Below are 19,254 nucleotides of genomic sequence, written 5' to 3'. Positions count from 1 at the left end.
TTTATTCCAACTCTTCTAGTTTTTGATCAATAATTGCCAAACGTTTACGATTAATATTTTTGAAAAAGTGATATGCACGCGTAAAATTGTTGCGCGCTTGCTCAATTTGCGCTTCACGTTCATAAAGTTCGCCTAGTTGATAACTCAACTCAGCGACATACTCGTCGTGACCGAGAATCTTCCAGTGCACCACCGATTTTTCAAAATTTTCCGTTGCTTTATCCATGCGGTTTAAACGCATGTAAACGCGACCTATGTGCATATGTGTATAGGCCAATCCCTCAACATCTTGCATGTTTTCTTTTAAAATATAACTTTGCGCAAAGTGTTCCATTGCGAGCAAATAATAACCTTGACGAATGAGTACTTCCCCAATGTTATTCAAAATCTTTGAAATTTTATAGCGATCTTGTATTTTTTGGTATAATTCTAAACCTTTGTGGAAATACGAGATGGATTGTTCTAGCTCCTCGGCAAACAAGGCACATCGCCCAAAACCATAGTATGTATCCGCCATTTTCCATTCGGGCAAATCTTGCTTAAGTGATAGGGCTTTTTCTAACTGTGCACTGGCCTCATCGAATTTTTGTAGCTTGCGAAATCCCCGCGCGAGTTGTTCGTGTAACATTGCTTGCATTTCTACGTTTTCTTCTTGTTCATACAACTGCAAACTGCGGTAAAACTCCTTTTGTGCATCATCCACGCGATTCGCCACCAAATGCATGCGGCCTATGTGTAAAATGTCTTGTGCTTTACCATTGAGATCATTGAGTTTGTCGTGAATTTCATAACTATTGAGGTATTGTGTTTCTGCGTCGGTAAAATTTCCTTGTTTAAGATGCAAATGCCCTAAAATGGTATAAGTACAACAACGTTCGAGAAGAACCCCTAGTTTTGTCTGGATGGCGATACTTTTTTCCAAACTTTCATGGGCTTTCTCCCAGTTGCACTCAAAACAATAAATTTTCGCCAATTTATTTAATGTTTGCGCTTCGTAATCGGGGAAAACATCTTGGCAAATCGCCAAACTTCTTTCAAAGAACACCACGGCTTTATTGTTCTCTTTTTGGTGCCAATAACAATCCCCAAGTGAATTCAAGGTCATCACTTGCTTCTTACGCATGCCTGCCACTTCCCAAATCAATGCAGACTTTTCAAACTTAGGCTTCGCTTTTTCCCACTGTCCTTTGTGTAGAAAAAATATACCTATATTTTCCACACACATCGCCTGGCTCACAATATCGCGATGAACACGATTTATTTCAATGGACTCTTCCAATTTCTTACGTGCCAAACGAAAATTTCCCATCTCAACATATAGTTTGCCCTGCAAGCTCAAAACAACGGCTACTTTACTCATATTTTTGGCATTTTTATAATACTTATAGCTATTTTCTAATAAATTTTCGGTACGTTTATAAAAACGTCGCTGAAGTAAAACTTGTGCAAAGTCTAATTCAACTTTCACACGTTGTTCTTGGGCATCGATTTGTTCGAGTAAATTCATGGTCTTTTCATAGAATTCGATGCTGTCATTAATAAGGCCTTGTAAACTATAAATATGGGCAATAAAGTTATAACATTGCACCAAGGCAACCAAATTGTTGTCTTTTTGATAAACTTCAATACAGCGGTGGTATACGTCAAATGCCGCTTGCAAATCTCCTTTTTGCAACAAACACTTTGCCAAGTTGTATAAAACGGCCCCCAAAAAGCGCTGGTCGTCTAGTTTTAAAGCAATTTCTTCTCCGTGCCCTAGTAAATCTAACGCCGCTTGAAATTCTTTTCGTCGTAAATGCAGTTGCACAATGCGATTAATGGCGATAATTTTTTGTTCATTTTCACTAAAATCTCCATGCGCTACTTGTTGGAGGTAGTCGAGCGAATTACTAAAATTTTCTTCTAGACTTTCGATATCGGCCAACAAAAATAAGGCATTTGTGTAATCTTTTTCTTGTTGTTCGCATTCATTTAAAATTTGTAGCAAATATCCTTTTGCCTCGGGCAGTTTTTTTTCTTTTATCAGACAAGCAGATAGGCATGACAAAACTTTGTACTTTTCGCGGACATTTTCTTCTTTGTAAAGATGGGGAAGTGTTTGTCGGCAAAAGAAAATGGCGTTGGCGTATGCCAACTTTTTCTTTTCTTCTTTTGCTGCTAAATAACAGTATTTGACAAATAGAGAAAATTCTTGGGCTTTTTCGCTATGATATATCAACTGTGGTAACAGTGTGCGCAGCGCGTTATTGTGCTTACGGAAACATTGCATGGCTTTATGGTGTATGCCGCGCAGTTCTTCTTCTTCGATACGTTCGTAAATAAATTGTTTCCATAAAATATTTTTAAATCGATAATATTGCCCTATTTGCCCACGATGAATCGTACTTTCTGGAAGTGCGGCAAACAAATCTTTCTCCGGTAGCATAAAATGTTTTTCGCGACGAATGTCCTCCAGATTTTTCAAAGAAAAAATCTGCCCCAAAACGCTAGCACACTTCATTTGAAAAAAGTACGAACGCTTACAACGTATCTTTAAGCGCAAACGCTCTTGAAGTATTTCCTTGCAATCTTCAGGAAAGTAGATATCTTCTACATTTTTTCGGACATTCCATACTCCATTTTTCCACACCACTACATTTTCGTCGACAAAAAGCGCTGCTAGCTCATTCCAAAAAAATGGACTTCCCGCTGTTACTTCTGCAAACTTGTTCATAAACTCATACGAGAAAGTATTGGGGAAAAAACGCTGATGCAAATAGTTCATCGCCAAAGAATTCGACAAACGCGTCAAATGGATGCTTTTGTGTGTTCCCGAAAATTTTTCGGTCACTTCGTCGAAGCAAAGAATAATTTGGATAGGTAACTCACCAACCTCACGCGAGAAAAATTTGAAGAAATCAAGTGTGCTGTTATCACAATAATGAGCGTTATCTATACACAAGACGACTGTGCCATGCTGGGCAATTTTCTTTAGTAGTGACGCAATTTTAAAATACAAAGTCTTTAAATTTTCATTGGACTTAAAAAAGAGAGGTGTTGGAAAATCAATTTTCAGGTTTGTTAGTATCTTTGGTGGGGAACAAAATATTTTGATTAACGGCTCAAAGGCAATATGTTGAGAAATTGAATCACAACAGTTATATCGCAAAAAACAAGTTTTTTGCTGTGACATATTACTTTGAAAAAAGTGCTCCAACAAAAAGGTTTTACCATATCCAGATTCACCATACACAACGCATATATTGCCTTGACCACTACTCGCCTCTTTTAGAGATTTTTCCAGAATAGCTAACTCGGCTTCACGACCTATAATATTCATTGTAGACGTGGGTATCTGATTCTTTGCTTTTTGTTTTGAATATATATAGTTTATTATCCAATCATAAATCTGCATACTCTTACCACTACGTTTCCATTTTGAGTGAAAGCAACCGGCCTCGTCACATTATGACAAAAATTTACTAAAAGTCTAGAAAGGTTTATAATTTTACCATTATTCCAAACGTACGTTAGTGCACAAAAACAACTCGTTCAAATTTTACCCCCTGGCAACGAGGGCAGCTGACGTTTCTTCTTCCTGATTTAACAAAGCCTTGGGCGCGGCATTGCGGACATATTTTCCATTGTTCTTTTTGTATTTGCAATTTGTTGAGCCAGAAAAAACCATGTAGCCATTCTCTCTTTTGTGAAGAGGACTCTTTTTTCCACCAATCTTCGGCACTAATTTTTTGGGAAACAACTCGCCGACCTTGCGACTGCGCCAGCGCTTTTACTTTGGCAAAATTTTCTACCTTTGACGTATCGCGCCCCAAACCAACCACGAAAGTACCACGTCCAAAGTTGTGATTGCTCAAATTGCGTTTTTCGCGCTTTTCAATATAGGAAGTAACTTGTGCTTCAGAGAGCGAGTATTTCGTGGCAACATCTTTGAGTGCTTGATCGTAAACATCCCCTAGTAATTTTTCTTTTGCTTCGTCAATGGTAATTTTACGGTCTAAACTCAACGAGGTAATTTGTGAAGAAATTTTGCTAAAAAACAATGACGCTACATTTTTAGTATAATACGTCGCTTCTTTTTCATCTATTTTTTTTATATACTCTGCGATCTCTTCTTCTGTTTTATAAGTACCTAGTTCCTTTAACACTTCTTTAGCGTCTTTGTAGCGCCCCGCTCGCAAATATAATTGGTACTTGCGATAAATTTTTTGTTCCTCTTGTTGCTCAGAAAACTTATCAAACTCACCAGCTAAAGCTTGCGACTTTTCCGCATACTCCGGGGACAACTCTTGTGCGCGATCAAAATGTTTTTTCGCTTGCTCTACAGCGCCAATGGCAACTAAATAATTTGCTAGCTTCCACTGTTCGTCAGCGTTGTCAAAATCGTAGCGACCTTCGACTTTCTTGTATATTTCACTGACAGAATAAACATCGGTTATCGGTACTTTTGCCTTCTCAACCTTCACGATGTTATTACGCGGAACAGAAATGTTGCCATTCTTGGTTTTCACAACCACTAGATCTCCTTTAGAGACAACACGACCTCGCAGGGTAGCTCCATTGCGCAAATACATGACAACGCCCTTGACCAACTCAACCTGTGGTGTTTTTGTTGCCAGTCCCAATTTTTGCTGTAATTCATCTCTATTTATTTGGTGAAGAAAACTCCAGTAGACTGTAAATTCTCGATTATCAAAGGTTTTTAGAACAAAAGATTCTTCTGTGTACTGAGAAATTACCCCGTGTAGCACCGTTCCATCTTTTAAGGTAATCATCTCCGCAAAAGAAAAACTCCCTAATACACATAGCAAAATCAACCATCTCTTCATGATCGTTTCCTAACAAACATAGAAAATTAACTATACAACTGTATATCACACCGAGCAAGTAGCGATAAATACCTTAATATCACTACCTTACGTTCATTTTTCACTATTCACAGCCAATAAATTTTGTAAATTGACGTATATTATATTATAATAGAATGCTTTACTTCATGAAAAGGAGTAAATTGACTGATACCAATTTTTTGGTGATCACCGTGGTGTTTCATGGGAATGAGCATCTTAATTACCATCTTGCGTGAAAACAATACAAAATATATTCCAAGTTGAACATGTAAACACCTCAGCTAACACGTTTTAAGAAAGGTCTACAGTGGTCTCTGAAAACAATGATGAGCAAAAATTACGCTGGCAAAAAATGAAAAATGATCTCAAAGGAAAATTGGGAAAAGACAACGACGTAAAGCCCAGTAAATTTGACAAGCTCACCGACAAACAAAATTTTAATACTGTCAAAAAGAGAGAGTATCCTGTTGGAGCTGAAAGTATCTTCGTTGAAGCTGGAAGAAATAAAACTCAGCTTGGCGCAGAAGAGCGCAAAAAACTGGCTAGTTTACAAGTATCCATCAAAAAAATTTCGGAAGTACTCAAAAAAGTACAAGTAGAAAAACCACCAGCAGAAGAAATAGTCGAAACTCCCGCAAGAGAGTTTACCACAAATATTCCAAAAGAAGAGTGGGATTTATTGTTTAATAGTTTAACGACAATAAGACAAGGCGAGCAGCCGCTGCTGCATTCAGAATTGTCCTATTTTATCATTAAGCTAAACAAAATTGTCACAGAGCACATTGATGTCATATTGCAACTTCTCAAAAATGACGAAGAGCAACATTCGTTTAGTAAAATACTTTCTCCATCATACTTATCGGTAGCACAACGTAGTGAAAACGATCCTTTAGAGTTGATTATTATTCGTTTTTCCAAAAGTCAAAAGAAACTCATCATGATTTACTTAGATGAGTTGCCAAACGAAAAAGAAAAAAAAGAACTATTGGTGAGTTTTTTACTTGGGCAAAACCCCAAATTTTTAATTACTCACAAAGAAGCCAAAAAACTTGCTTTTCAAAAGAGCGTGGCGAGTAGGAAATTTAAAAACTAATGTGCCATGTCAAAACAGCAATTGATTATTCTAAAAAAAATGTTATCGAAGCTTATTACTACCTAGTAGAACGTTTCGCCCCTGTGGTCTACTTCTCAGCTCTTGTAAAGCTACAAGACCATGATCTAGCACAAAAAACAACAGAAGAAGTTTTTTTTTATGCCTATAACAACATACATCGCTATCAATATAAGATAGGCTTTGTCAAATGGCTTACAATATACACAAATAAAACTTGTCATGAAATAGTACTGGGACGAACACCGAAAACAATGCAAGAGTTACAACAATTAACGCATGTACCTGAAAACCATAAAGTTTGTTTATTACTCAAAAACTCACATTTTTCTACAAGAAAGATAGGTGCCATGTTAGACACCGCGGAACATGAGATTGACTACATACTCAACAAGTACCCACATATACACATGAAAAACGCCTATCTCAATGTAGATGTTGACAAATGCAAAAAAAGAATTACAAACAAATATCGCAACCACCACTTTGCGAATTATCTCAACAATTTTTTTTTGGGGTTTGTCACAATATTGCTGTGTGTCTATTTATTTTTTGCCTCAACACCTCAATTTTTTTATGCTCTCATCATACCGTTTTTCGTTGCGGTTTGTATTTGTAAACTATACTCATTTATCTCACAATACATATACAGCAAATCTTGGCAAAAACTGACTATTTTATTTGCCATGCTCACAATGGCTATTGCCGAACCTAGTTTTTGGGCTGGCGTAGACAAGCAAAAAGTAAACGAGCATGACAAACTCACCTTGACAATACTGTTTCTGGGGAAATCATCGATAAATCCTCCCTCATTCTCATTGGATAACCTAACCTTATCTTCCCAACCACAAACAGTAGTAACAACAGAAGTTATTGACGGAAAACAAATCATTCTTCACAGATATCTTTACACATTATCTCCACGAAAAGTAGGCCCTGCAACTATATCCGAAATACAGTGCCGCTTACAAAAACAAGTATACACTCAGCCGTCAATCACACTAGACGTTACAAAGAACAAAACAGCGGCATTTCCACATTTTTTTGCAGAAATGCGCCCACAAACATTTCAACTCTATATGCAACAAATTTGCCCGCTCGCTTTAACCGTCTATCATCCCTACTCTACAAAAATAGAAAATATCCTATTTTCTTTGAAAAAGTCACCAAATTACAAGAAGGTTGGTACACAATATAAAGTAGAGGCGTTAGAACGACGAGGTCCTTTCTTATATAAAAAAACAGTACATCATCTGTTAGTACTTCCGTTAAAAGCGGGCAAACTCAATATTTCATTAAAAAAGCTCCAACTCGACACTTTTACTACCCAGAAAGAAAACCTGTTTGATAAAGAATTTGGTAAAGATGAAGATTTTTCCGACGATTTTTTTCGCCAAAATCCACTCAACGAAAACTTCGGTGCTGAAAGAATCACTTTACCTTTGAAGGTAGCTGATGTGGCGGTTAATGTAGCTTCCCTTCCAACTTCGCCTACAAATTTTATAGGCGCTGTGGGAGAGTTTTCTGCAACAGCAACGTGGGAGGACTTCGACAAATTGAGCATTACTTTACGTGGCAAAGGTAATCTCGAAACGGTAGAAAACATATTTTTGCAAAAAAATGATGCTTTTACAGTAAAGAAATTCGAGAGCGATTTAATCCAGTATTTATCGCCCAAATCGCAACAAGTACAAAGAACATTTTTTGTAAATTTACAATATTTAAGAAAAGGGAATATTGCTATTCATCCGTACTTTTGCTATTTTCAACCTCAGAAACAAAAATACCAATATATAGATATGGATATACCTCCGATTACAGTAACATTGAGTGCGTTACCAAAGTCAAACGTTATGTTGATTACCCTGTTGACGGTTTTGACGGGCGTTATCATGGGAATTTTTTATAAATTCGTAATACGTGGAAAATAAATTTACTATTCTGAAGAAGTGTGCACAAAACAAATGACCAATAACTTTAACAAGCAACTACTAAAACTATCTCATTCTTTTCTGAGACAATTGCCTACGGCAATTGCAGAAATAGAATTTATTTGGCGGGATATCTGTGATAAGGATTGGAGCCAAGAGCAGTGGTATGAAGTGCAAAAGCAATTTATTGGAATAAAACAAAACTGTAATGTCTTCAATTACCAAGAGTTGAATGATAGTTTAAAAGAGCTTATATATATCTTCAAAAAAATAAACTCTCAAAAAAAGTGCATGCCTCTACAAAAAACGCAAGTACATGTTTACATTGGCGAAATTAAACGTAAAATTTTAAGCAAGATAGAAAGCCTCGAAGAAGTAGAGATTGAGAATCATCATCTACAAGACCATGGGGAAGACTACACCACAGTATTTATTTATCAAAATACACCAGAGGTCACAAACTTAGACATAGAAAAAAATCTCAATTGTAAGGTATTTAATTGCGAAAAAGATTTACTGGAATCTTTGGAGTTGTACATACCGAGATGTGTTGTATTTAATATATTAGATGCAAAAGAAGACTTTCCAATTGCCGAAAAAATTGCCCAAAATAAAATCATTAAAAACTGCACAATTCCCACACTGTTCATTATAGAAAGTAGCCACTTTGCCCTACAGCTAAAAATTGCCAAAATAGGCAGTGTTGCACTTACCAAGCCGTTAGATTCTGAAAAACTGCAACAAGCCATCGAAGAACTGTGCCCTGAAAAAAAAGCCATACCACGCATTTTAGTTGTGGACAGCGACACCGCTTGCGCTACATTTTACTCGTTACTTCTAAAGACATTCGGTTTAAAAACAGAGGCGGCAACAGATCATCAACAAGCGATTACATCGGTAATTTCTTTTAAACCGGATATCATTTTAATGGACTTACACTTTGGTGATAACGATGCTATTTTTATTGCACGAGAGATTCGTGAAATCCGCCAACATAAAAACACCCCCATCATTTTTATATCTTCAGAAACACAAACAGATAAACAATTCCAAGCGATGCAGTATGGCGACGACTTCATTACCAAACCAGTCTCCGCCGATATATTGGTAAAACTCATTCGCGTATGGCTACAATTCAAAGATTCAAAGGTACAACATAGCTCGGTACGTTTAAATCGCCAAAAATTTATTTCGCAAGTCAATTCGAAAGAGCAAGAAGTAAAAAAAGCGCAATCCACCCTTGTCGACTTAGAAATCAAAATTAAACAGTTGGAAAAAGAAATTGGTGATATAAAACAACTTCCGGAAACCAGCGATATTCCTAGGAATACAATTATTCCAGGAACAAAAGGGAACTCGTATACCATAGAAGAAGTGATGGGGCGCGGAGGAATGTCCGTCACCTATATTGCCCGCGAAAACGACAGCAAAAAAAGAGTTGTTGTAAAAGTACTATCTCCCGAGTATACCGCCAATATTAAAGACTCTATGCGTTTTTTACAAGAGGCGGAAACCATCATCAATTTAAACCATCCGAACTTAATCAAAGGATATGATTACTTCCAAAGTCGCAAAATATGCTACATTGTCATGGAGTATCTCCCAGGAACTTCGGTGATGGAAATGATTGAATTAAGTGGACAAATATCCCCCAAAGTTTGTTTGTCTATCGCCAGGTCAATTGCGGAAGCTTTAAAATACATGGAAAGTAAAGGTGTGGTGCATCGCGATATAAAGCCAGAACACATTATTATTACCGAAGATAATGTCACAAAACTCATTGACTTCGGCATACTAAAAACAACACAACGTCCGTGTTCACTTACCACAGTAGGTGTCGTGTTGGGAACGCCATACTATATGTCCCCCGAACAAATATATCAAAGTAATATCGATATTCGCAGCGATATATATTGTTTGGGAGCCACGATGTATCATATGTTAACCGGAGAGGTTCCCTTTACGGGAAACACTCCGATAGATGTTATGCAGCAACGATTGTTTGCCACTCCTGATCCAAGGAAAAAAAACATTCTCATTCCCCAGCAAGTTTCCCAACTTGTACAAAAAATGATGAGTAAAGAACTGAAGTATCGCCACAATACAGTTGATGAACTCATCCAACACATCGATGAAGTGCTAGAAAATTTTGCATCTCCCTCCATAGTAAACCGCAAAACAAAAAGAATTTTCCCGCAAAATCTCGATGGCAATAATTAGGGCAGGTCATTGATGACACGCCCTAGTTTTGATTTTTGACTCCTATTTTGAAGTGTACTTATCTTCATAGCTATTGATGACCGTGCGCCACATTGGCAAACCATTTTCGTCTTCTTCAATGACAGTTTCAATATTTTCAAACGATAGGAAAGTTCCTTCAGAACGCTTCAAATTTGTAATCGCTAAATTATAATCGATCATAGATTTGACTAGCTGAAATTGTGTTTCCAGATAGTTATTTTGCGACTGCAGTAACGCTTGCAAGAAACTACTCACACCTTTATTTCCCTGCAAAACAGTTTCTAAAACACGGCGATTCTTCAGCGCATTTATCTCTTTTTGTGCCGCAACAAAAGCTTTTTGCCGCGCTAAAAATTCTTGGTATGTGGTTTCTACCTCACGAATAGAAACTTTTACTTCAAACAGCACATTTTCCATCGTCGTTTTGAACTGGTTAATGAGTTGGCGCTTTTCCACCTGGCGGCGCGTATGTCGTGCTCGTGCCTTGCGGTTCCATATGGGGTACTCGAACCGAAAGCCGAATCGTGCCCCCGGATCTCCACCTGCAAACTGGTCACCTATTGCTCCGCCCATATCATTTTCGGCGCGCAATCCGGTAAAAGCAAACTCAACAATACCATCTAAGATAGGAAGTAATTCATTCTTTGTCATATTTAAACGAATGGTAGAAGCGCGTATTTGTAAGTATGCCTGTTCTAACTCAGGACGATTTCTCATCGATTGCAAGAGTGATTTTTTTAGCTCGATATCATTCCATTTGGTAAATGGAATGTCTCCGAGTACCAAAGTATCGCTATCATATATGTATTGCGGATCATTTATTAAAGTCAACAAACGATCTCTGGAGTTTTTCACCACTGTTTCCGCACGAATAATACGTGCGCGATGAAATGCCAAAGCTGACTCGGTGTGATATATTTCGCTCTGTAGTGCATCAAGTTCACTGCGCTGTTTTATCTCACGATTGATATCTTCGATATTTTTTACCATTTCCCGACGCAATGTTAAACTTGCTTGTGCGAGATAAAGTGCCCAATATGCGCGTGTTACTTCTAAAAGATGCGTTTCGAGCTGGCGTTTAAATTCTTTTTTGGCAATCTTCGAATCAATCTTTGCCAAACGATACAAACTTTCATTATACTCGATACCTGCGCCACGTAGTAACGGCTGAATAATACTAACCGACAGCGTCGCTATTGACTGCGGGTTTGGATCTGTAAACTCCGAGTTATTTTGAATTCTCTGCAATTTTTCACTTACTTGAACCTCGGTCCCGGGGGAAAATTTCTTTTTAATACCTGCTTCAAAATACAACTCATTTTCCTTGAAGTCATTGTCATCGCCTGTTTTTAAGACATTTCCCACAGGTTCATTCACGCGATTATATCCGCCTTCCGCATAGATGACAGGATCAAACTCCCCTTCGGCCTCTTGTATACCCGTACTACGTATAATGGGTATATCGGAAAAAACCTTTACCTGATTTGAATGATTTAGAGTTTTGACATAAAGATCTTTTAGAGTTACAGGCGCCTTTTTCGACTCTTCACTGTGCATTTTTTTATACCACCACAATTTGTGTATGTCGACGAGGGAGTCTCTGTTGGGTTTTATGTCAACTTGCTGTTGTTTTTGCTGTGGCTTTTGTTTTTTCTCTGGCTCTTTATATTTGTTATTCACGCGTTCTACATAGTCTTCCGTCAATTCCTCACGATACTCTTGAACCGGTTGAACTTCTTCTTTTGGAGAGCCATAAGGTGTACAACCGACGATGATAAGGGCAAGAAGTGAATAATAAAAAAATTTATGCATTTTTTTCCTCCGTTTACAACGGTGTCATGTACAACACCTTATGAATTTTGATTCCAAGTGTTTTGTACCCAGTCTTCCAAAATATAGTAAATATGCATGCCTATGGTTTTTTGTTTTCCATAAATACGTACATAACCGCGATGACCGCATTTCAGAGCGCCATGTGCCGGTAGAAATATATCTGCGCGAAAGTATGGCGCCACAAAATGATAATTTCCTTGCGGATCGTTTCGCACAACAATATCCCCTCCTCCCACAGCGGTCAACGCCGGGTGTATAATCGTTGTTGTCGCTGTAGGACTTATATTGTCGAGTTCCCCTTGGAACTCCTTATCTATGCTAGGAATATACACATGTAGATCATTGCGACGTAAAAGTATCCGATATTCGTCTATGTCATCTTGGTGAATGGCGATTAAAAGTTCTTTTGTTTTCGGATCAAAAACATTCATCACTTCGTCACCCGTTTTCAAATATGCCCCAACCAAGTCATGTAGACGACGCGTTTCGATAAATCCGTCAATAGGAGAGTAAAGAGTCAAAGTTTCGAGCAAATTTCGCTGTTCCACACGTCGTTTTTTCAAATACTTTAGCTTTTCTTTTTCGATTTTTTCTTTTACCAAGTCTTGTTGCCGGAACTGGCGTATTTTTAAATTTGTTTCTTCTATGGCCAGTAACAGTTGTTCGTAATCCGCGCGCGCTTCTTTATTTTCTAAAAGCAACAATTTTTGCCCGCGCTTTACAAACTGTCCGGTTTTGACATACATTTTTCGTACAAATCCAGGACAGTAAACCCTTATTGTCTCTTGTTTTTGATAAACTACGATGCCCGAGGTCTCAATACTTTTCTCCCAAGTCAATGTAGAAAAAATAGCATGAATAAAATAGGCAACACCGCAAATAATAATCGCTGAACGCCATAAAGAAGGTCTCTCCAGACCTTTTCCAAAAAGCATATAATAAAATAACTTTGCGAGTGGCAACACAACAAATACGAAAAAGTATAGTATACTAAGAGCGATACCTGCCCCCAAAAACAATAAACTTGTTGCCAATGCGATACTTGCATATATGACAATTCTCCATAAAAATGCACAAACACCGTATACAAATAAAAGTAGCCGTGTTTTTATGGATGCCTCACTAAAAGAGCAAGTAATGCCAAGTAAATATCTTCGCCCCAGATACTTAAGATAATACTGTGCTCGCGAATATAAATTTACCTCTTCTAGATAATCTGCCAAAGCATAGTAGCCGTCGAAGCGCATTAGGGGATTTGCGTTAAAGAACAACGTCGTCAAACTCGCCATCAACACAATTTCATAGCAAACTTGATTCACAACACCTGCGGAAGTTTCATTCCAAATTATGGCAGCGACCGCCGCGATAAACAATTCAATTTTCATCCCGGCAAAGGCCACATGAATTCTTTTCCATTTGGACGGTAAATTCCAGCAACTACTGGCATCAACGTATCCCATGGGAATGAATAAGATAAACAAAATTCCGGTTTCGCGGACGTCGGCATTGTGATATTTACACACCAAAGCGTGCCACAATTCATGAATAATTTTTAATACCACCCAAACTAGCGCCAAATGCCACCAGTTGTTGACACTCAATATGCGATTGGCGGTACTAGCAAAGTGGGACCATTGACTGAAAACTACATATATAGCATACAATACTACCACAAGCCATATGACAAAAAATCCTTTACCTAAAAATAGACGCGCTAACGGCAACATTTTGTCGAGAATCTTATTGGGGTTACCAAAGGGTACTTTGGGAAAAAGTAACTTGGCAACACCTGCTGAAAATCCCAGCATATTGTCGTCTTCATGAGGTTGGTTTGTGTCTAAAAGCTTTACGCTGCCTAGCCAGTGCAAAATTTGTACGACCTCGTTTTGCATCAATGCATCTTCGCCTAGGGTGTCGGCCATAATGCGCATCGCTTCTGCGACAGATCGATGCCCATTTAATAACGAAATAAATTTATACTCATTTACCCCCACACGATAGTAGCGCGAATTGACCGGATCTTCAATTACATAACAAGCTACGCTTTTAATTATATGAAATGTGAATGTCAAATTGTTGCGTATACGCGGGTATAAATTCTCTAGATCTTGAACAGCAACATCGGCTTGCACACTCATTTTACCACCATACTTTTGTTTTAAACCACGCAATTGGTCGATGTAGCCACAGCCACCATAAAGGTTCTTCACCTACAAGAATTTTTACTTCACCACGCATTCCTGGCAACAACTTCTCGTGCTTATTTCCCATATTCATTTCGCAAACAAAAATATTTTCTCCGTCTTTTATTTCGGAGCTAGGAGCAATATACCGCACCGTACTATTCCAAACTTTATCTGGATACGCATCAACGCGTAACTCGGCGGGACAATCCAAACGCACATAACCAACATCACGTTCATCTACAGACATCTCAATCACTAAATCACTAATCGATGCCACTTCAAAAAGAACTTCGCCCAATGAAACAGGTGTTCCGATAAAATCCTGTAAATCTCCTTGCAACAAAATGCCACTGTGTGGTGCGCGAATCTCTAGATGTCCCAGGCGATACTCTAAAAGTTGTAGTCGCTGCTCATTTTTTTTCTTTTCTACTTTGGCAATATGGTAATCCGCCATTTGTTCTTGTGCAAATAGTAGAGAAAGCTTCTTGTCTGTCGCCGCAAGAGATTGTTGTAACGCGATGTACTCCAAGCGTAATTCGCGATCATCTAACTTCGCGAGTAATTGATTGCGTTTGACAAAATCTCCAGGCTTACAAAAAGCCGACTGCAAAATACCCGCAAAAGGAGCAGCAACCGAGTGGCGTTTTAAAGGGACCACTTGGGATTTTGCACGTACATAATGATTCCAGGGTAACTGTGTTCCCCAAAGAGTAGCACAAACAGCGGCAATGATCACCCATGTTTTTAATCTTTGCATGACAGCGACGCACTTTTTCGCGCTGCGCATCATCAAATTTCCCCGTGTGTTTCTCAGTAAAAACATCACATCGGCAACATGAGGGGTGATTGTTTCAATTAGATTCATATCGTGTTGTTGTGGAGCAAGGTCTTCCCACAAAAACATCCACACAGCAAACACCTGTTCTTTGTCATTAAACATGGGAACTGTGATAATGTAATCACAGGCAGTTTGAATCTTTAACTCTTTGTGTGCTACATCAACTTGTAAAGTATGACTATCTTTTGGTAGCGGATACAAAATCGTTCTTTTTTCGCGTACGGCCTCTTGCATCGCCGCTTCTATTTTTTTTACAAAATTGCTGCGCCGATCAAATTTTTTACTATCGGATATCGCGATTAAGCGACTTCCCCAATTTTTTATGAGCCCCATTGCCACATACTGACATCGTAAGTACTTTTGCAACTTTTCCACGACATTCTGCGAAGATTTGTATAAATCACCTTCGCGAATCGCATGGTTGACAAGCTCCATAGCGACCGCTACGCGTTCGGCGACGATCTCTTTTTTTTGTGCAAGTTCTCCTATGTGTGCAAAGGGAATATATCCCGCAATGAGTTGCAAAATTAGAATAAACGGAGTAAGTTGCTCTTCATCTTCTAGTTCAACCACAAGACACAAAAATTTTTTTGTGGTACTAATGGGAGCAATGGCAAAATACCACTGACGACCACGCAATGACAAGTTCCCCACGTGAGCTTCTTTACCACTATATTTTTCCACACTTTTCACGATGGCTTTACGCACCAATTGCCAATGAGCATTCTCTTTTTCCACCAATTGTTGTGCCATAATTTTGACTTGCTTATTACGCAACTCTAGCAAAAAAACACCGCGTGGATTTGTCAGGGTTGCCACAAACTCAAGAAGAGAATGATAAAAATCCTCCTCGTTTTGGTAACCATCAAAAATTTGCACAATGGTGCTGTGAATCTCCAAAGGATTTATATTTGGCTGTTGTCGTGAAACATTGGCATCCATATAACTACCTGTTTATTTTAGGAAAAGAAGCTGTGGTACTCGACATCGAATTTCCTTTATCTTTCGGAAGTTCGCTTTTCACCACATCTTTAATTTCCCCATATTCGTTCTCGTATTTCTGCACGGTTTCGGCAAGAACAGCGAGAAGGCGTTTCGCATTGACATAATTCATTGCTACCCGGGTATGAACGGGTAACACAATCTCTCCAGGATTGGTTCCTGGAAACAAAGACGCGGCAAAATTCAAGAAGACTTCCTGAGTCGTTGCCTGTACACTAAATTGGCTACAATACGATACATCCGTGCTCTCAAAGCTCAGTTTTACGGGAGCGGAGGTTTGTTTTTTCTGAGAGGGACGTACAGTGATTTTTTTACGCGATTTTTGTTCCGACATTATTTATTCTCCTGTTTTTCACGAGTATCGTATCTAAATTGTCGTTCATTGTCTTCAAATATACGCACATTTTTTTGTAGATTATATGCATCCAAAGATTCATCGAGAATAGTTTCCCAGGTAGGCAAACCTTTTTCATCCTGTTTCTTTTCCTTACGTAAACGTTCAAAGGCAAGAAACGTTCCTTCGGCGCGTTTTAAATTTGTCAGAGCTAAATTGTAATCAATCATAGATTTGATCAACCGCGCTTGAACGTCAACATGCCTATTTTCTGCTTGTAAAAGTAGTTGTAGAAAATAAGAAGTACTCTGGCCTTCAAGTACCGTCTCCAATACACGTCTTTTACTCAAGGACTCTAACTCTTTTACGCTGGCGATGTACGCCGCTTGCTGTGCAATAAATTCTTGGTACGCCGTTTGTACTTCGCGCACCGAAACCTGTACTTCAAATGCAATCCCTTCCGCCGTCGTCTTAAACTGGCTAACAACCTGACGTTTCTCCACTTCTTTACGCAAGTGCCGTGCGCGTGCCACATTATTCGGTGGTGGAAATTCAAAACGAAAACCAACACGTACTCCGAGATTTCCTTCGGAGAATTGGTCCCCCATAGCTCCTTCCATATCGTTCTCGGCGCGCAAACCGCTCAGGGCAAACTCCAAAATACCATCTAAGACCGGAAGTAGCTCATTTTTACTCATATTCAAACGAACCGTCGCAGCGCGAATTTGTAAATACGCTTGTTCTAGTTCCGGACGATTACTCAGCGCACGTTGGATAGACTTTTGCATATCAATCTTTGCCCAGTTGGTCACAGGCAAATCCAAAGGAATAAAGTTTTCTACTTTTATTTCCGTGTATTCCGGTGCATTCACCAGGGAGATCAAACGATCACGTGTATTTTTTACTTCGGCCTGTAAACGAATGATTTGAGCTTCGTGAATCGCGGCGTTGGCTTCAGTTTGATAAATTTGGCTTGCCAACGCATCGAAATTGCCGCGTTGTTTCATCTCCGCAACAATTTTTTGAACGCGTTCATACGACTTCACCTTCAATTTCAAATTCATCTGCGCAATATACAACGTCCAGTACACACGCGTAATTTCTAATAGGTGAGACTCCATCTGCCTCTTAAATTCGTTTTTGGCAATTTCGGTGTCTAGTTGTGCAAGGCGTATAACACTCTCGTTATACTCCACACCTGCTCCACGTAAAAATGGCTGTATAATGGATAGTGTTAGGGTAGCGACAGACTGCGGATTGGGATCGAAAAACTCAGAGTTGTTTTGAATGCGCTGCAACTTCTCTTTTAACTCCACACGGGTCCCAGGAGCGAATTTCTTGCGAATCCCAAACTCACTGTACAGTTCATTTTCCTTAAGACGATTATCCGTTCCGCCCACTTCGAGAACGCTCGTCACCGGACGATTGATGCGATTATATCCGCCCTCGGCGAAGATAATAGGATCAAAATCCCCTTCCGCTTCCATAATACCCGTTTCGCGAATAAGTGGTATATCGGAAAATACCCGTACCTGATTGGAATGCTCTAAAGCTTTTTGGTAAAGATCTTTTAGCAGTAAAAAATCACTTTGATCTTTTTTCGCATGTTTTTGTATTTCCTGGAACCAAGGTAGCTTGTGTATGTTGAGCAATGTTTTTTGAGCAGGCCTTTGTACAGTTTGTTTTGCACGTCTCTCATAGTCTTGTGTCAAAAAATCTCGATATTCTTTTAATGGCCTAACCGTATCTCTTGATGCGCCGTATGGAGTACAAGCACATACACATAAAAAAGTGCACAACACTAATATCATATTACCCATACCACATCCTTACATTTAAGTTTTAGTTGAAAATAGTTCTTTAGAGAATATTTTTTATATGATGACGCTACAATATAAACAAAAAATAATTGCTGTTTTTACTTAGTTATAGTATTATATTCGGATGTACTACTAAATAATAAATACCTAATTTTCTAGTATTTATCAAAATCAGTTATCCAGTGCAATGCTTATTCGCAAAACTCATGCCATAACAACAGAAAACTCATTTTTATGAAATATGTACTACCCTTTTTACTTATCGTAGCCATATACAGCGAAATAAATTTTCCAGGTACGACCAAACCCTTTCGAGAAATCGAAGTTGCGGTACCGGAGGCGGGAATCATATATAAAATAAACGCCAAGGAGGGAGATCTTGTTCGCCGTGGTCAAATCATTGCGTATTTGGACGCCACATTATTGCGTTCTTCTCTCAAAATTGCGATGGCACGTTTTAAAAGCAAGGGTAACATCAATGCGGCACAAACCACACTAAAACTAGCGCGTAAAAAACTACAGAAAATTTTACAACTACAACAACAAAACCACATACGCGCCGAAGAGGTAGAAAAAGCCCAAGCAGAGGTAGACCTAGCCACAGCACGCTTGTTGTCAGCCAAAGAAGCACAACGCATACACTACTACGAGGTACAACGCATAAAAACACAAATAGAACGCCACATTGTTCGTGCCCCCGCGACAGGTATTATTCGCGAATTTTTGAAGGAAAAAGGCGAAAGTATTTCACCCGCGCAGCCTTTGTGTACACTAGTACAACTAGACCCCATTAAAATTATTGCTTATCCGAGTTTTGAAGAAACGCAGCAATTAAAGGTAAAACAACAAGTACAGGTAACCACCTCCTATAACAAAAAAACCTACAGTGGTAGAGTATCTTTTATTGATCCCGTTACCGACGCCGCAAGCAACACGGTGAAGGTAATCATCACCATCGACAATAAAAATCAATCTCTCAAAACAGGCGTTATTTGTACCATAAATACGCAAAGTAAACCTTAAAAAACCTAGAAAAATTTTTCCACATAAACGCACAAAAAACAAACAAGCAACGACGAAATAACGTCAAAAACATAAAATAGACGAAGAA

11 protein-coding genes are annotated in these 19,254 nt (G+C 38.8%); 4 read left to right on the top strand and 7 right to left on the bottom strand.

Annotated elements, in window-relative coordinates; genetic code table 11:
• Position 1: 1 nt before the first annotated feature.
• Entirely contained in the window at positions 2–3,394 is a 3,393-nt protein-coding gene (locus UABAM_RS17990; protein WP_151969397.1) for a tetratricopeptide repeat protein, read from the bottom strand.
• 115 nt (positions 3,395–3,509) lie between these two features.
• Positions 3,510–4,826, bottom strand: a complete 1,317-nt coding sequence (locus UABAM_RS17985; protein ID WP_151969396.1) for a hypothetical protein — start codon at positions 4,824–4,826, stop codon at positions 3,510–3,512.
• A gap of 328 nt (positions 4,827–5,154) precedes the next feature.
• Here UABAM_RS17985 and UABAM_RS17980 point away from each other — a divergent pair, with 328 nt between their 5' ends.
• The 3 genes from UABAM_RS17980 to UABAM_RS17970 are packed head-to-tail and all read left to right on the top strand — an operon-like array spanning position 5,155 to position 10,109.
• On the top strand, positions 5,155–5,940 hold the full coding sequence (locus UABAM_RS17980) for a hypothetical protein (RefSeq protein WP_151969395.1): 786 nt from the start codon (positions 5,155–5,157) through the stop codon (positions 5,938–5,940).
• Positions 5,940–7,889: a BatD family protein gene (locus UABAM_RS17975; RefSeq protein ID WP_151969394.1), complete on the top strand. Its 1,950-nt coding sequence runs from the start codon at positions 5,940–5,942 to the stop codon at positions 7,887–7,889. Before UABAM_RS17980 ends, UABAM_RS17975 begins: the two co-directional genes overlap by 1 nt.
• A gap of 33 nt (positions 7,890–7,922) precedes the next feature.
• Entirely contained in the window at positions 7,923–10,109 is a 2,187-nt protein-coding gene (locus UABAM_RS17970) for a protein kinase domain-containing protein (RefSeq protein ID WP_151969393.1), read from the top strand.
• Between the two features lie 42 nt (positions 10,110–10,151).
• Here the strand turns inward: UABAM_RS17970 and UABAM_RS17965 are convergent, their stop codons facing one another.
• Genes UABAM_RS17965 through UABAM_RS17945 form a run of 5 tightly spaced genes read right to left on the bottom strand, consistent with a single transcriptional unit; the run spans position 10,152 to position 18,143 of the window.
• Entirely contained in the window at positions 10,152–11,942 is a 1,791-nt protein-coding gene (locus UABAM_RS17965) for a TolC family protein (RefSeq protein WP_151969392.1), read from the bottom strand.
• A 38-nt stretch (positions 11,943–11,980) separates the two neighbouring features.
• Entirely contained in the window at positions 11,981–14,173 is a 2,193-nt protein-coding gene (locus UABAM_RS17960) for an efflux RND transporter periplasmic adaptor subunit (protein WP_151969391.1), read from the bottom strand.
• Positions 14,103–15,929, bottom strand: a complete 1,827-nt coding sequence (locus tag UABAM_RS17955; protein ID WP_151969390.1) for an efflux RND transporter periplasmic adaptor subunit — start codon at positions 15,927–15,929, stop codon at positions 14,103–14,105. Before UABAM_RS17955 ends, UABAM_RS17960 begins: the two co-directional genes overlap by 71 nt.
• Before the next feature lie 4 nt (positions 15,930–15,933).
• On the bottom strand, positions 15,934–16,323 hold the full coding sequence (locus UABAM_RS17950) for a DUF3467 domain-containing protein (protein ID WP_151969389.1): 390 nt from the start codon (positions 16,321–16,323) through the stop codon (positions 15,934–15,936).
• Positions 16,323–18,143, bottom strand: coding sequence for a TolC family protein (locus tag UABAM_RS17945; RefSeq protein WP_151969388.1), 1,821 nt, complete (start codon positions 18,141–18,143; stop codon positions 16,323–16,325). Before UABAM_RS17945 ends, UABAM_RS17950 begins: the two co-directional genes overlap by 1 nt.
• Positions 18,144–18,377: 234 nt before the next feature.
• Here UABAM_RS17945 and UABAM_RS17940 point away from each other — a divergent pair, with 234 nt between their 5' ends.
• A complete protein-coding gene (locus UABAM_RS17940) occupies positions 18,378–19,166 on the top strand; it encodes an efflux RND transporter periplasmic adaptor subunit (RefSeq protein ID WP_151969387.1) in 789 nt (262 codons plus the stop codon).
• Positions 19,167–19,254 lie beyond the last annotated feature (88 nt).

The organism is Candidatus Uabimicrobium amorphum (genome assembly GCF_009002475.1).
Taxonomy (GTDB): Bacteria; Planctomycetota; Uabimicrobiia; order Uabimicrobiales; family Uabimicrobiaceae; genus Uabimicrobium; species Uabimicrobium amorphum.
The sequence above is the reverse complement of the archived record's forward strand: the minus strand, read 5'-3'. Positions and strand labels throughout refer to the sequence as shown.

Bases quoted from the DNA above. Each gene is read 5' to 3' on its own strand.
- UABAM_RS17990 (WP_151969397.1), bottom strand. From the start codon at position 3,394: ATGCAGATTTATGATTGGATAATAAACTATATATATTCAAAACAAAAA.
- UABAM_RS17985 (WP_151969396.1), bottom strand. From the start codon at position 4,826: ATGAAGAGATGGTTGATTTTGCTATGTGTATTAGGGAGTTTTTCTTTT.
- UABAM_RS17975 (WP_151969394.1), top strand. From the start codon at position 5,940: ATGTGCCATGTCAAAACAGCAATTGATTATTCTAAAAAAAATGTTATC.
- UABAM_RS17970 (WP_151969393.1), top strand. From the start codon at position 7,923: ATGACCAATAACTTTAACAAGCAACTACTAAAACTATCTCATTCTTTT.
- UABAM_RS17965 (WP_151969392.1), bottom strand. From the start codon at position 11,942: ATGCATAAATTTTTTTATTATTCACTTCTTGCCCTTATCATCGTCGGT.
- UABAM_RS17955 (WP_151969390.1), bottom strand. From the start codon at position 15,929: ATGGATGCCAATGTTTCACGACAACAGCCAAATATAAATCCTTTGGAG.
- UABAM_RS17950 (WP_151969389.1), bottom strand. From the start codon at position 16,323: ATGTCGGAACAAAAATCGCGTAAAAAAATCACTGTACGTCCCTCTCAG.
- UABAM_RS17945 (WP_151969388.1), bottom strand. From the start codon at position 18,143: ATGGGTAATATGATATTAGTGTTGTGCACTTTTTTATGTGTATGTGCT.
- UABAM_RS17940 (WP_151969387.1), top strand. From the start codon at position 18,378: ATGAAATATGTACTACCCTTTTTACTTATCGTAGCCATATACAGCGAA.